General features: G+C 64.0%; 7 protein-coding genes. 4 read left to right on the top strand and 3 right to left on the bottom strand.

The window, feature by feature from the left end; translation table 11 throughout:
- Positions 1-61 precede the first annotated feature (61 nt).
- Together C0Z16_RS13000 and C0Z16_RS13005 are read right to left on the bottom strand one after the other, a co-directional pair.
- Complete coding sequence (locus C0Z16_RS13000) at positions 62-2,035, bottom strand: methyl-accepting chemotaxis protein (RefSeq protein WP_102632551.1); 1,974 nt, start codon at positions 2,033-2,035, stop codon at positions 62-64.
- A 173-nt stretch (positions 2,036-2,208) separates the two neighbouring features.
- Positions 2,209-4,521 carry a heavy metal translocating P-type ATPase gene (locus C0Z16_RS13005; protein ID WP_244201226.1) on the bottom strand — a complete coding sequence of 771 codons (2,313 nt, stop codon included), beginning with the start codon at positions 4,519-4,521 and terminating at the stop codon, positions 2,209-2,211.
- Between the two features lie 330 nt (positions 4,522-4,851).
- Here C0Z16_RS13005 and C0Z16_RS13010 point away from each other — a divergent pair, with 330 nt between their 5' ends.
- A complete protein-coding gene (locus C0Z16_RS13010) occupies positions 4,852-6,273 on the top strand; it encodes a DUF1254 domain-containing protein (RefSeq protein WP_102632586.1) in 1,422 nt (473 codons plus the stop codon).
- 199 nt (positions 6,274-6,472) lie between these two features.
- Positions 6,473-10,345 carry a DUF748 domain-containing protein gene (locus C0Z16_RS13015; RefSeq protein WP_102632553.1) on the top strand — a complete coding sequence of 1,291 codons (3,873 nt, stop codon included), beginning with the start codon at positions 6,473-6,475 and terminating at the stop codon, positions 10,343-10,345.
- Positions 10,346-10,408: 63 nt separating this feature from the next.
- On the opposite strand, the gene pdxR is transcribed toward C0Z16_RS13015, so the two are convergent.
- Positions 10,409-11,956 carry a MocR-like pyridoxine biosynthesis transcription factor PdxR gene (gene pdxR, locus C0Z16_RS13020; protein ID WP_102632554.1) on the bottom strand — a complete coding sequence of 516 codons (1,548 nt, stop codon included), beginning with the start codon at positions 11,954-11,956 and terminating at the stop codon, positions 10,409-10,411.
- Positions 11,957-12,087: 131 nt separating this feature from the next.
- Between pdxR and C0Z16_RS13025 the strand changes: the two genes are divergently transcribed.
- Entirely contained in the window at positions 12,088-13,194 is a 1,107-nt protein-coding gene (locus tag C0Z16_RS13025; protein ID WP_102632555.1) for an ABC transporter ATP-binding protein, read from the top strand.
- A 104-nt stretch (positions 13,195-13,298) separates the two neighbouring features.
- Positions 13,299-14,348: an ABC transporter substrate-binding protein gene (locus tag C0Z16_RS13030; RefSeq protein WP_102632556.1), complete on the top strand. Its 1,050-nt coding sequence runs from the start codon at positions 13,299-13,301 to the stop codon at positions 14,346-14,348.
- The last annotated feature ends 44 nt before the right edge of the window (positions 14,349-14,392 follow it).

The raw sequence follows: 14,392 nt of genomic DNA on the forward strand, positions 1-14,392 counted from the left end.
CGCTACCTAACCGCTACCTAACCGCTCCGTAACCGCTCCGTAACCGCGACCCCGCGGCGACTCAATCGCGTCCGCTTTCCAGCTTGAACACGCTGACCACTTGCGCGAGACGCGCGGCGTGCTCGCGCAACTCGGCGGCTGCGTCTTCCGCTTCGCCGACAATCGTCGCGTTTTGCTGAGTCGCTTCGCCGATCTGCGTAACGGCGAGGTTCACCTGTTCAATGCCGCCCGATTGTTCGCGCGATGCAACGCTGATCTCGCCCATGATTGAGCGCACCTGGCCGACCTGCTGAACGATGCCTTGCATCGTCGTGCTGGCTTGCTCGGCGATCTGGAAGCCGCTTTGCACGGTCGCCGTCGATTCCGCGATCAGACCTTCGATCTCCTTCACCGACGCCGCGCTGCGCTGCGCGAGCGCGCGCACTTCGGAGGCCACCACCGCAAAGCCCCTGCCGTGCTCGCCCGCGCGGGCCGCCTCGACGGCCGCGTTCAGGGCAAGAATGTTGGTCTGGAATGCGATGCTTTCGATCACGCTCGTGATCTCGGCAATCTTTTGGGACGAACGGCTGATCTCGCCCATCGTCGATACCACGCGTTCCACTGCGCGGCCTCCTTCGAGCGCCGCGTCCGCCGCGCGCGTGACCAGCGTGTTGGCTTGCGCGGCATGGTCCGCGTTCTGTTGCACCGTCGACGTGATCTGCTCCATGCTGGCTGCGGTTTCTTCGAGGCTGCTCGCTTGAGTGGCGATGCGCGAGGCGATATTGCCGCTGCCCGCGGCGATCTTCTCGGTGCCTTCCGACATATCGGTCGACGCGCTGCGCACCTGCGAAACGATACGCGCCAGACCTTCGCCGATGCCGTCGATCGAGCGCATCAGGCGGCCGATTTCGTCAGCGCGTCCGCTTGCGCTCTTCGCCACGCGCACGCTGAGATCGCCTGACGCGAAGCGCTCCGACGCCTTGGCGGCTTCGTCGAGCGGCCGGCTCACGAGGCGCCGCACCGCGAACAGGAACACGACCGCGAACACGCCGACCAGCGCGAAACCCAGCAGCATAAAGTGATTGCGCGTGGAGGTGACTTCGGCCATTACTTCGTCGCGCGGCGCGACGCCGCCCACCAGCCATTGCCATTCCGGCACCGTCACGAACGAGACGAACTTGTCGCGCGCGCCTTGCTCGCTGAGGGTGGCGTCGGCGGAACTGTATTCGAGCCGGCCTTCCTTCATGTCGAGCATTTGCTGATACGGCGCGTTCGCATTGTCCGCGGCCTGGCCGGCGGCGGCCGGATGCACGATCAGCTTGCCGCGATCCGCGCCCTTCGACGCGTTCAGCACAAAGTAATACCCGCTGTCGCCAATCTTCAGCTTGCGAATGCCGTCTTCGACCTGCTGGATTTCCCCATCGACGTTCACGCCAACAAAGAGCGCGCCGATCACGCGGCCGCTCGCATCGGTAACCGGCCGGTATTGTGTGATCCAGCGCTTGCCGAAAAGCGCGGCGAGTCCCGTGTATGTCTTGTTCGCGACGACCAGCGCATAGGCCGGTCCCTTGCGGTCGAGCAGCGTGCCGATTGCGCGTGAGCCGTCCTGCTTCTTGAGCGAGGTCGTCACGCGTACGAAATCATCGCCGCTGCGCGCGAAGATCGTAGCCACCGCGCCGCTGCGCTCGAGAAACTGGTCGGGAATGCTGAAGTCCATGTTCAGAACTTTGTCGCCGGCCTTGAACGTGGGTGTGGCCACACCGTTGACGTCGATCTTCTGTGTTTCGTCGAGCGTGTACGTGGTCGGCAGGAAGCTTGCGAACATCGACGTCGAACGGTCGACTTCGGCTGACAGCGCCTTATCGAACAACGTGATCATCGCGGCGATCGAGCGGTCTTTGTCGGCGATGCGTTCAAGCACCTGGTCGCTGACCTGCTTGCCGGCGCTGCGCGTGAGCGCCCACGTGAAGGAGGCGAAAATCAACGCCACCAGCACGCATGAAAGTACGGCGAGCCGGGCGCCGACGCTGGCGCGGCGCAAAGAGAGAAATTGCATGGGCGTATGCGGAGTAAGAGGGACAAACGACGCACGGCGAGTGCACGGGCACTCGCCGGCAACGTGTCTTGTTTACGGCCGCATTTAACGCATTCTTTAGCAAGGTGGAAGGGTTCCGTAATCGTGCAACGCCCCATAAGCGCTTGATTGCGCTCGACATGGACGCCCGGGCGTCAGGACCCGGAGCGCCAGGTGCGCAGCAATAGCGCGTTCGTGACCACACTGACGCTGGAAAATGCCATGGCCGCGCCGGCCAGCATCGGATTCAGCAAGCCGAACGCGGCGAGCGGAATGCCGACCAGGTTGTAGACGAAGGCCCAGAACAGGTTCTGCTGGATCTTCCGCCAGGTTTTGCGCGAGATGTCGATCGCGTCGGCCACCAGCGCCGGATCGCCGCGCATCAGCGTGATGCCGGCCGCGTGCATGGCGACGTCGGTGCCGGTCGCCATCGCGATGCCAATGTCGGCGGCGGCCAATGCGGGCGCGTCGTTGATGCCGTCGCCAGCCATCGCCACGATGCCCGCGCTGCGGATCTTCAGGTCGCGGATCACGCGGGCCTTGTCGTCGGGCAGCACTTCCGCATGGAATTCGTCGATGCCGAGCGCGTTCGCGACGCTCGCCGCGCTGCCGTGATTGTCGCCGGTCACGAGCACGCTTTCGACGCCCAATCGCGCGAGCCGCTCGATGGCCGCCCGCGCGGTCGGCTTGACCGTGTCGCCGAACGCGATCAGCGCGAGCGCGGCGGGCGCTTGCGGACCGCGCTGCATGAGCCACGACACGGTGTTGCCCGCGGCTTCGAGTTCGCGAGCGCGCACCTTTGCTTCCGGCGATAGCGCGATGCCCAGCTCCTGAAGCCAGCGCGTACTGCCGAGCGCCAGCGTGCGGCCGTCGACGTCCGCTTCGACGCCCCGGCCCGCGATTGCGCGCGCGGCGCTCGCGGTGAGTGCTTTCGCTTCGGACGCCGCCGCTTCGTGCGCTTTGACGACGGCTCGCGCCAACGGGTGATCGCTTTGACGCTGCACGGCGGCGGCGAGCGCGAGCGCGTCGTCGCGTTTGATATTGCCGACCGCTTCGAACGCCGTCACCGACGGTTGGCCGATCGTCAGCGTGCCGGTTTTGTCGAACGCAACAATATTCACCTGATGCGCGGTTTCCAGCGCCTCGGCGTCCTTGATCAACACGCCGTGCCGCGCCGCGACGCCGGTTCCGGCCATGACCGCCGCTGGCGTCGCGAGTCCGAGCGCGCACGGGCAAGCGATCACTAGCACGGCGACCGCATTGAGGATCGCCGTTTCGCCGCCCGAGCCCGCGATCAGCCAGCCGATCAGCGTGAGCGCGGCAATCGCGAGAATTGCCGGCACGAAGATTTCGCTGACGCGGTCGACGAGCCGCTGGATCGGCGCCTTCTTCGCCTGGGCGCTCTCGACGAGGCGAATGATCCGCGCCAGCGTCGTTTCAGCGCCGATTGCGGTGGTCGTCACCGCAATCGCGCCTTCGCCGTTGATGGAGCCGGCGGTCACTGCGTCGCCCGTCTGTTTGGCCACCGGCAGGCTTTCGCCGGTAATCAGCGATTCGTCGATATGGGTGCGGCCTTCCAGCACCACGCCATCCACTGCAACGCGCTCGCCGGGCCGCACGATCACCACCGTGCCGACTTTCACTTGCGCGAGCGGCACTTCCCGCTCGCCCGCGCCGACGCGAATGCGCGCGCGGTCGGGCCGTAGCGCCTGGAGCGCGCGGATCGCGTCGGTGGTTTGACGCTTGGCGCGCGCTTCGAGCCATTTGCCAAAGCGCACGAGCGTAATGACAACCGCCGACGCCTCGAAGTACAGATGCATCGCGTCGCCCGAATGCCCCGCCAGCTGATACACGCTGATGCCGTATGCCGCCGACGTACCGAGCGCCACCAGCAAGTCCATGTTCCCCGCGCCGGCGCGCACGGCCCGATAAGCCGCGCGATAGAAACGTGCGCCGAACACAAACTGCACGATCGACGCGAGGCCGAATTGCAGCCACGGCGGGAGCATTGCGTGTACGCCGAACCATTCGCCCGCCATCGGAACGACGAGCGGCAGCGTCAGCAAAGCGCAGAGGAGCACGGCCGCTAGTTCGCGGCGCGCGTGGCTGAGCTTGCGGTCGGTGGTCGCAGTGGCGGCAGTCGCAGCGGCGGTGGGTTCTGAAGCGCTGGAGAAGTCGCCATCGGCAGTTTCCAGCGCGGCATCCGGCGGCGCGACCAACGCTGCTTCGTAGCCGGCTTTCTTGACGGCGGCGATCAGCGCGTCGGCGCCGGTAGCCGCGTCGGTCAGATTGACGCTTGCGGTCTCGGTCGCCAGATTCACCGACGCCCCCGCGACGCCCGGCACCTTCGCCAGCGCCTTTTCGACGCGCATCGCGCACGAGGCACAGGTCATCCCGCCGATTTCGAGTTCGGCGGTGTGAGTCGGGCTTGCGCTTGTCGAGCGCGGGGCAGTGGCAAGTTGGGTCATGGTGGGAAAGGCTCGTGCCGGCATTGGGCCGCATAATGAAGCCTAGTATCGACCTTCCCATGATGGGAAGGTCAAGAACGTCCTTGCGACGAGCCGCGCGACGAAGCCGCGCATGCAACGGCCCGTCGTCGTGCGAATCCGGCTTGCTCGTTCACGTCAAGGCGCTATTCACGCCTTTGCGCTTGCCTGGTGAGCGAGGATACGATACAACGCGATGTTGTCGGCGATACGACCGCGGACTGGCTGCGCTGGCTTTTGGGAGACCGCGCGAGCACGGTTGCGCTCGCGCCGACGTCTCCCTTTGGACAGCACGTTCCGCCCACTGAACGAATGATAAAAAATCGCCGAGCACTGTTGACGAGTTACTGGACCTGCGCATCGTTCGCAGGCCTCGCATTTCTTACTGGTTGCGCATCTGCGCCGTCCACGACGCAAAAGACCACCGGCTGGATCAAGGACGAAGTCGCCGATTCTTATGTATTCGGCTATCCGCTGGTACTGATGGGCGTCGCGCGCGACGCGGCGATTGGCACCGATCCCGGCCGGGCGCCGCTCAATACGCTGCGCCATGCGCAGGCGTTGCCGCCCATCGGCGCGGCCAATCCGATGCAGCCGAGCCTCGATACGCTGGATTCCACGGGCTGGCTCGATCTCGGAAGCGAGCCGGTAATCGTCTCGCTGCCCGACTCGCGGGGCCGCTACGTCGATGTCCGCGTGCTCGATATGTGGACCAATGTGGTGTGGTCGACGAGCGATCAATTCGCAACCCGCGCGGCCGGCATCAAGGCGCAAGCCATCGCCTTCGTCGGAACGGGCTGGCAGGGCGACCTGCCGAAGAACGTGAAGCGCGTCGACGTGCCGACCCGCAATGCCTGGGTCAGCGTGCGCATTCAGTCGAACGGCGCGCGCGATCTGACGGCGGTTCGCAAGCTGCAGCGCGCGATTCGCGTCGCGCCGCTCTCCGTCTATACGGGCGACACGCGTTCGGCGTCGATAGCGCCGCCGCGCAGCAATGCGGATGCCGCCGCTGCCGCCGGCGCATCGGGCACACCCGCCGCACAAGTTGCCGCACTCGACGCAAACGGATTCTTCAACCGCCTTGCGCAGGCGCTGCCCGACAATCCGCCGACACCGGCCGATCCGCATGCGCTTAAAATTCTCTCCGATCTTGGCGTGACGCCGGGCGAGGCTGCAAAGCTGCCCGCCGCATCCGACGCGATTGCAGCCGGTCTCGCCGATGGTCACGAACGCGTGGTGACGCCGCCGTCGAATTTGCTGACCGGCAATGGCTGGAACTGGTTTGGCGACGGCGTGGGCAATTACGGCCCGGACTATGCATTGCGTGCCTACGCGGCGTATGCCCACCCCGGCATCGGCACGAAAGACGACGAAGTGCGCGCGGTCGCTACTCAGGACAGCGACGGTCATGCGCTCAACGGTGCGAACCGCTATGTGATTCACTTCGCGCCGAATCAGTTGCCGCCGGTGCGCGGCTTCTGGTCGATCACCGCTTATACGAAAGACGGCGCGCTCGGCGAAAGCGCTCCGGCGCGTATGGCGGTCGGCGATCGCAATGGCGCGCGCCGCAATCGCGATGGTTCGCTGGATGTGACGGTGTCGTCGGCTCGCAGCAAGAGCGGTAACTGGCTGCCGGCGCCGCGCGCCGATCTGCAACTGGTGCTGCGCTTGTATGCGCCAAAGCCGCAAGCCACCGACGGCACCTGGCAGCCCCCGGCCGTGGTGCGTCAGTAAACAACGGCGCGAGTCAAATCCCAATCAGCGCGTGTCCGTCACAACGCCACAGTGAAGGACGGATACGCGACTCTCTAGCGCGGGCAATTGTGTAAGGCCCGCTTACATTTCTATCGCACGAAAGATTGACGACTTATACTGCCGCTTGCGGGATTTTCGTTTCGCGGCGGGCTTGCCGCCGCATTACCCAAAACCGAGCATGGCAAGCCTCAATAAAGCATCATTCGCCTCTTCCATACAGACCGTGCGCGACGTCGCGCAGTCGCGCCGCACACGGCGCGTCATCACAGGTCTGCTGATCTTCATCGTATTGTTCGGTCTGCTGGGCTTTTTCGCGGCGCCGCCGCTGATTCGCCACATCGCCGAACAGCAACTGAGTAAACAGCTCGACCGGCCCGCAACCATTGGCCGCATCTCGCTCAATCCCTATACGCTCAAACTCGAAGCCGACCGTGTGCATATCGGCGAGCGCGGCGGCGCTGGCAATTTCGTCGACATCGAGCGGCTTATCGTGCGACCGTCATGGAGTTCGCTGTTTCGCGCAGCGCCGATCATCGACGAACTGCAACTCGATTCGCCGCGCTTTCATATTGTTCGCTACGGCGCGCAGCGCTTTAATTTCACCGACCTGATCGAGAAATTCGCGAAGCAGCCGGCCACGCCGGACAGCAAGCCGACGCAATTTTCCGTGTCGAACATTCGTCTCGAAAACGGCCAGATCACCTTCGACGACAAACTGCTCGGCGCGACTCACGTGATCGATCAATGGAAGCTCGGCATTCCGTTTATCGCGACGCTGCCTTCGAAAACGGATATCTTCGTCGAGCCTTTATTGCGCGCGCGGATCGACGGCAGTCCGCTTGCCATCGACGGCAAGACGAAGCCGTTCGCGGCGTCGCGCGAGTCGGAAGTGTCGTTGCGCTTCGAGGGGCTCGACGTGCCGCGCCTCATCTCCTACGTGCCGACCAGACTGCCGGTGATCGTACAGGCGGGCAAGCTGTCCACGGACCTGAAGCTCAACTTCGTGATGTCCAACGAGGCGCCGTCGCTGCGCGTGGCAGGCACCGTCGATCTGAATGACGTCGACGTGCAGGACCCGAGCAAGGCGCCGTTTTTTGCGGCGCGCGCGGTGCATGTCGTTGCCCGCACGCTCGAGCCGCTCAAGAGCATCTATCACTTCGACGACATTCGTATCGATGCGCCGAGCGCAAATCTGGCGCGCGACAGGAACGGTGTGTTGAGCGTCGAGCGGATGTTCGCGCCGGCGCCGGCTGCCGCAAAAACGGCGGCTGAATCGGCGAGTGCGCCGGCGGCTGCGTCGGCCCCGGCTGCGGCGCAACGCGCGGCGAGTGGGCCGGCTGCGGCATCAAGCGCGAACGCGGCGCAAAACGCAGCGCAAAAGGAAACGCCAAAAACCGCACCGCCGCTCGATCTGTCGATCAAACGCTTCGTGCTCAACGATGGCACAGTGAATGTGCGTGACGATGCGGCATCGCGTCCCGTCGACGTCGGGCTCGAACAGCTCGCCGTCACGCTGACCGATTTTTCCACGCTCGCCACAGCGCCCGCGCATTACACGCTGAATACCGACTTCAAGCGTAACGGCGGTTCGCTCGGCGCGGCGGGCGCATTTGGGCTCGCCGCCAAAACGGCCAGCGCGAAGCTCGATCTCAAGTCACTGAACTTGCCGCTGCTGCAACCGTATCTCGACACGGCGACCGCGGCGCAGGTGACCGACGGCGCGCTGTCCGCGACGGCGAATATCGGCGCAAACTGGTCCAAGTCGCCGGCAGCCGTGATGGTCGCCGATACGCAACTCGACTTGCGGTCGCTGAAAGTGGCCGCGCGTGGCAGCAACGAGCCCCTGATTTCGCTCGCGCAGGGCAGCGTGAAGGTCAAGCAGGTGGATCTGAACGCTCGCACGGCCGATGTCGCGAGCGTCGACACAACCGGCCTCGCGGTTGACGTGCAGCGCCTGAAAGACGGCAGTATCAATCTCGCGTCGCTCGCCGGTCCGCATGAAGCCGAGCCGCAACGCACCGCAATCCATGCGGCAAAGAAAGCGCAGGCCGAAGGACCGGCATGGCACTACAAGGTCGGCGAGCTGAGTCTGAAGGACGCGACGACCAATTTCACCGACAACACCACGCCGCAGCCGGTGAAACTGGGCATTGCGCCACTGCAACTGAAAGTGCTGCAGATCAGCGACGACTTGAGCCGTCCGCTGCCGGTCGAATTGCAAGCCACGCTGAACAGGAAAGGCACACTCGAGCTGAAGGGCGACGTCACTGCGACGCCGCTGAAGGTCGCCGTCAAGGTGAACGCGAACCGGCTCGACGCGGCGGCTTTCGAACCGTACTTCGGCAGCAAGCTGAACGCGGCAATTGCGAGCGCGCTGCTCAATGCGAGCGGCGATCTGGCGTTGAGCCAGGCGAAGTCGTTGAAGGCGAGCTATCGCGGCGACGTGGCGCTCGTCGACGTGCGGATGCTCGACAAGGCGACCTCGGACCCGTTCGCCGGATGGCGTTCGCTCGCGCTGTCGAAGCTGAAAGCGGATTACGACGAGCGCGGCACGTCGGTGGACGCGGAGCGCGTCACTTTCACGAAGTTCTACGGGCGCGTGCTGCTGGACGCACGAGGCAAGCTCAATCTGAACGACGTCGTCGCGCATGAAAGCGGCGCGGCACAGTCGCTCACGCGTGACAAGCACGACAAGGGCGGCGCGGAACCCGTGCCGTTGACGCCGCCGACGGCGTCGGCTGTCGTTGCCGCGTCGGTGCCCGTGGTGGCGTCGGCGTCCGCGCCTGCAACTGCATCTGCATCCGCGCAAGCGTCGCCCGCCGTACCCGCGACGGTGACGGCCGCCACGCCGCCGCAGAGCCCGGTCAAGCTGCACTTCGGCCAGTTGGTGTTGCAGCAGGGCCGCGTGACGTACACCGATAACTTCGTCAAGCCGAACTTCACCGCGAACCTCGTCGGCATTCAGGGCACGGTGGGCGCGTTTGGCACGCAGTCGACCACGTCCGCACCGGTGGACATCGCTGCCAAAGTGGCGGCCAATGGTCCGCTGTCGATTCGCGGCACCGTCAACCCGCTGATCGCCAAGCCGGCGCTCGATCTGACCGCGAGCGCGCACGACATCGAGCTGACCAACCTCACGCCGTATTCCGCGAAATATGCGGGCTATCCGATCACCAAGGGCAAGCTGAATGTCGATCTTCACTACAAGCTGGAAAACGATCAGCTGAATGCGGACAACCACCTGTTCATCGATCAGCTCACCTTCGGCGATCACGTCGAAAACGACACGGCGACAAAACTGCCGGTGCGCCTCGCGATCTCGCTGCTAAAAAATTCGCGCGGCGAAATCGACGTGAATCTGCCGGTGTCGGGTTCGTTATCGAATCCAGAATTCAGCATTGGCGGGCTGATCTGGCATGCGGTGCTCAATCTGCTCCAAAAGGCGGTGACCGCGCCGTTCTCACTGATTGCCAACGCGTTCGGCGGCAGTGGCGAGGAGTTGGGTTACGTCGAATTCGAACCGGGCTCGGCGCAACTGACGGACGCCGACGACAAAAAGCTCGATACGATCGTGAAGGCGCTGGCCGACAAGCCGTCGATCAGAATGGATCTGATTGGCCGCGTCGACCCGAAGATCGACGAGCCGGCGTTGCGCACGCGGTATGTGGATCGCCTCGTCAAGCAGCAGAAGATCAAGGACGTGGTGGGCAACGGGCAGAGCGTGGATTTGTCGAACGTTACTGTCGATCCTAACGAATACGACAAGTATCTGACGAAGGCCTACAAGGCCGCGGACTTCAAGAAGCCGCGCAATATTGTTGGGCTGACGAAGAGCTTGCCCGACGACGACATGAAGAACGCGCTCGCCGCCAACGCGCCCATCGACGACGCCAGCTTGCGGCAGCTCGCGCAACTGCGGGCGCAGAGCGTGCAGCAGTACCTGGAAGGCAAGATCGACAGCAGCCGCGTGTTTATCGTCGCGCCCAAACTCAGCGCCGACGGCATCAAGGACAAAGGCGCGACCACGCGAGTCGATTTCGGGCTGAAGTGAGCGAGGCGGCGTGACCGTTTGCAGCTACCGCCGGGAGCGTGGCAAGCGTTGCGACCATTACGCTCAGGCGGCGCGCGTCGGCTTCTTCAGCGCGGTTTGCTCGATCACGCGCGCGAGCGTGTCGAACGCGGGCCGAATTTTTTCGTTGGGCACGCACGCGTAGCCGAGCAGCAGTCCACGTCGCGCCGGCGGATCGCTGTTGTAGTAGGTGGCAAGCGGCCGCACAATCACGCCGGCGGCGAACGCAGCCGCCGTCACGGCGCGATCGTCCGCGTGATCCGGCAGGCCGAGCACCAGGTGCAAACCGGCTTCGTCTCCCATGACCGGCAGTTCATTGCCGAAACGCGCGGTGATCGCGTCGATCAGAATCTGCCGGCGCTCGCCATATAACGCACGCATACGCCGGACGTGCGACGTGAGATGGCCGTCCATGATGAAGTCGGTCATCACCGCCTGCTGCATCAACTGACCTTCGCGATAAAGCTCGGCCACGCCCGTGCGAAACGTATCCACAAGATGCTCCGGCGCGATCATGTAGCCCATGCGCAAGCCGGGGAACAGCATCTTGCCGAGGCTGCCCACGTAGATCACCTGACCGGCGTCGTCGAGTCCTTGCAGCGACGCAAGCGGCCGGCTGCCGTAGCGAAACTCGCTGTCGTAATCGTCTTCGATAATCCATACGTTGTGCAGGCGCGCATATTCGAGCAGCGTGCGGCGGCGCGCGAGACTCATCACCATACCAAGCGGATACTGATGCGACGGCGTGACGAGCGCGAGACGCGGCGGCTGCTGCAAATCCTGCTCACGCGGATTGAGGCCTTCGTCGTCCACCGGCACGGGCACCAGCGTGATGCCCGACGACTGCAACACGCTGCGCGCGCCCCAATAACACGGTTCCTCGACCCACGCGCGGTCGCCGACGTCGGTCAGAAGGCGCACCGCCAGATCGATCGACTGGTGAATACCCGTAGTGATGATGATCTGATCCGGCGTGCAATTCACCGACCGTGCGACCCGCAAATAGTCGGACAACGCGCGGCGCAGCGGACGATAGCCGCCGCCGGGCGCATACGTCAGCAGATCCGGGTTCGCTTCTTTCCACAATCTTGCTTGCAGGCGGCTCCAGGTTCGTGCCGGGAATTCCGACACGTCGGGTACCCCCGGCATGAACGCGCCCCACTGTTTCGCGGACACGCCGGCTTGACCGATGAGACGCCGCCCGCGGCTCGACAGATCGTCCAGATCGCGCTTTGCCGGCTTGCCGGGAGCCGCCACCGGCTTGCCTTGCGCGTCGACAGCCACGACCGCCGGCTTGCGCCGCGCGTTGACGGCGGCGCTGTCCGGCTGCGTGTCGGCGACATAGGTTCCGCTGCCGGTGGTCGAGATCACATATCCTTCGGCCGTCAACTGATCGTATACATGCAGCACCGTATTACGCGCGATGCCTAAATCTTCCGCGAGCATGCGCGAGCTGGGCAGCTTGGTGCCCGGCGCCAACTGGCCGGCGAGGATCGCCTGCTGCATCAGCCGCAAGGTCTGCCGGTAGATCGGTTCGGCAGCCGCGCGATCGAGCCTGGCGGCGAGCCAATCCGACAAGATGATCGTGTCCAAGTGGTTCTATCCGGAATAATGAAATGGTTCCATATTGTAGAACCGTAACGGTCTATAGTGGGCCACGCAATTGATGCAAGCCCGCTGTTTTCGCATGGGCAGCCGGCCGGACCGCAGAGGAGACTACGGCGATGAAAACGGATGAAGTGATCGTCAGCTTTCGAGGTGTGCGCAAGACGTACGACGGCGAAACGCTGGTCGTCAAACAACTCGATCTGGACATCTATCAGGGCGAGTTCCTGACGCTGCTCGGGCCGTCGGGGTCGGGCAAAACCACCTGTCTGATGATGCTGGCGGGTTTCGAATTTCCCACCGGCGGCGAGATCTGGCTGGACGGTACGTTGCTCAATACGGTGCCGCCGCACAAGCGCAACATCGGCATGGTGTTTCAGAACTACGCGCTGTTTCCGCATCTGACCGTCGAGCAGAACGTCGCGTATCCGCTGACGGTGCGTAAGCTCTCCGCGGAAGAGCGCGCGCATCGCACGAATAACGCGCTGAAGATGGTGCGCATGGAGAGCTTTGCGAAGCGTTACCCGGCGCAACTCTCCGGCGGACAACAGCAGCGCATTGCGCTTGCGCGGGCGCTCGTGTTCGAGCCCAAACTCGTGCTGATGGATGAACCGCTCGGCGCGCTCGACAAGCAGTTGCGCGAACACATGCAGTACGAACTGAAGTCGCTGCACGAGAAGCTCGGCGTGACGTTCGTCTACGTCACGCACGATCAGGGCGAAGCGTTGACCATGTCCGATCGCGTTGCTGTGTTCGATAAAGGCATCGTGCAGCAGCTCGATACCGTGGACCGTCTGTACGAATCGCCGTGCAACGAGTTCGTCGCCAACTTCATCGGCGACAGCAACAAGCTGCGCGGCACGATCGCGAATGTGGACGGCGAGTATTGCGAGTTTCACCTGGTCGACGGTACGCGGCTCACTGGCCGCAACATCGGCGGCGCGCGGGCGGGCACGCCGGCGGTCGCGTGCATCCGGCCCGAACGCATGAAGCTCGCGAGTCACGGCAACGGCGCGGCGCGGCCCGGCGCCAACGCGCTCAGCGGCGAAGCGCGCGGACTCATCTATTTCGGCGACCACGTGCGCATGCGCTGCGGCTTGCCGCAACAGGACGAATGCTTCGTCAAGGTGCCGCTCGGCACCGACGCGCTCAATGCCTTCGCGCCCGGCGCGCCCGTCGCGCTTGAGTTTGCGCCGGAACATCTGCGGGTATTCGCGGGGGCTTGATCGCGTGAAACGCGCGCATCATTGCACGAAGCAGAGCAGTCAGCAGCACATAACAAAGTCGCATCACTGAGCCGGAAAACACCACGAAAGGAGAGCAACACACCATGAGCAAGATCGGGAAATCGCGCTGCGCCATCGCTGTCGGTGCTGTCGCGCTCGCGCTGGGCGCCGTGCAAGTCAATGCAGCCGAACTGACAGTTGTCAATTTCGGCGGTGCAAACGGGGACGCGCAAAAGGCGGCATTCAACCAGCCGTTCGAGTCGCAGAGCGGCAGCAAGGTGACCGCTGTCGAATACAACGGTGAGCAAGCCAAAGTCAAGGCGATGGTCGAGGCCAAGCATGTGAACTGGGACGTGGTGGAAGTGGAATCGGGCGACATCGGCCGCGGCTGCGACGAAGGCCTGTACGAAAAGCTCGACTGGTCGAAGATCGGCAAGAAGTCGGATCTGATTCCGGAAGCACCGCAAGCTTGCGGCGTCGGCTTCTTCGTGTGGTCGACGGCGCTCGCATATAACGCCGACAAGCTGAAAACCGCGCCGTCCGGCTGGGCCGACTTCTGGGACGTGAAGAAAATCCCGGGCAAGCGCGCGATGCGCAAGGGCGCGCGCTACAACCTCGAATTCGCGCTGATGGCCGACGGCGTCGCGCCGAAAGACGTCTACAAGGTGCTCGCGACGAAGCAAGGCCAGGACCGCGCGTTCAAGAAGCTCGACGAGCTGAAGCCGAACATCCAGTGGTGGGAAGCGGGCGCGCAGCCGCCGCAATTCCTGGTGGCGGGCGACGTGGTGATGTCCACGGCCTATAACGGCCGCATCGATGCCGCGCAGAAGGAAGGCAAGAACCTGAAAGTCGTGTGGAACGGCAGCATTTACGACCTCGACTATTGGGCGATTCCGAAGGGCACGCCGAACAAGGCGCTGGCTGAGAAGTACATCGCGTATACGCTTTCGTCGAAGCCGCAGCAGGACTACGCGCACCACATCGCTTATGGTCCGGTGAACGTGGCAGCGATCAAGGCGCTCGACGCAAAGACGCTCGCCAATCTGCCGAACTCGCCGGCCAACGGCAAGAACGCTGTGTTGCAGAACCTGTCGTTCTGGACCGACCATGGCGACGAGCTGGAGCAGCGTTTTTCGTCGTGGGCTTCGAAGTAAGTCGTGGAGTTTGATGGCGCGGTTTTGCAGTAAGCAAGGCCGCG

It is taken from the genome of Paraburkholderia rhynchosiae (genome assembly GCF_002879865.1).
In the GTDB taxonomy this organism is placed as follows: Bacteria; Pseudomonadota; Gammaproteobacteria; order Burkholderiales; family Burkholderiaceae; genus Paraburkholderia; species Paraburkholderia rhynchosiae.

Bases quoted from the DNA above. Each gene is read 5' to 3' on its own strand.
- C0Z16_RS13000 (WP_102632551.1), bottom strand. From the start codon at position 2,035: ATGCAATTTCTCTCTTTGCGCCGCGCCAGCGTCGGCGCCCGGCTCGCC.
- C0Z16_RS13005 (WP_244201226.1), bottom strand. From the start codon at position 4,521: ATGACCCAACTTGCCACTGCCCCGCGCTCGACAAGCGCAAGCCCGACT.
- C0Z16_RS13010 (WP_102632586.1), top strand. From the start codon at position 4,852: ATGATAAAAAATCGCCGAGCACTGTTGACGAGTTACTGGACCTGCGCA.
- C0Z16_RS13015 (WP_102632553.1), top strand. From the start codon at position 6,473: ATGGCAAGCCTCAATAAAGCATCATTCGCCTCTTCCATACAGACCGTG.
- C0Z16_RS13025 (WP_102632555.1), top strand. From the start codon at position 12,088: ATGAAAACGGATGAAGTGATCGTCAGCTTTCGAGGTGTGCGCAAGACG.
- C0Z16_RS13030 (WP_102632556.1), top strand. From the start codon at position 13,299: ATGAGCAAGATCGGGAAATCGCGCTGCGCCATCGCTGTCGGTGCTGTC.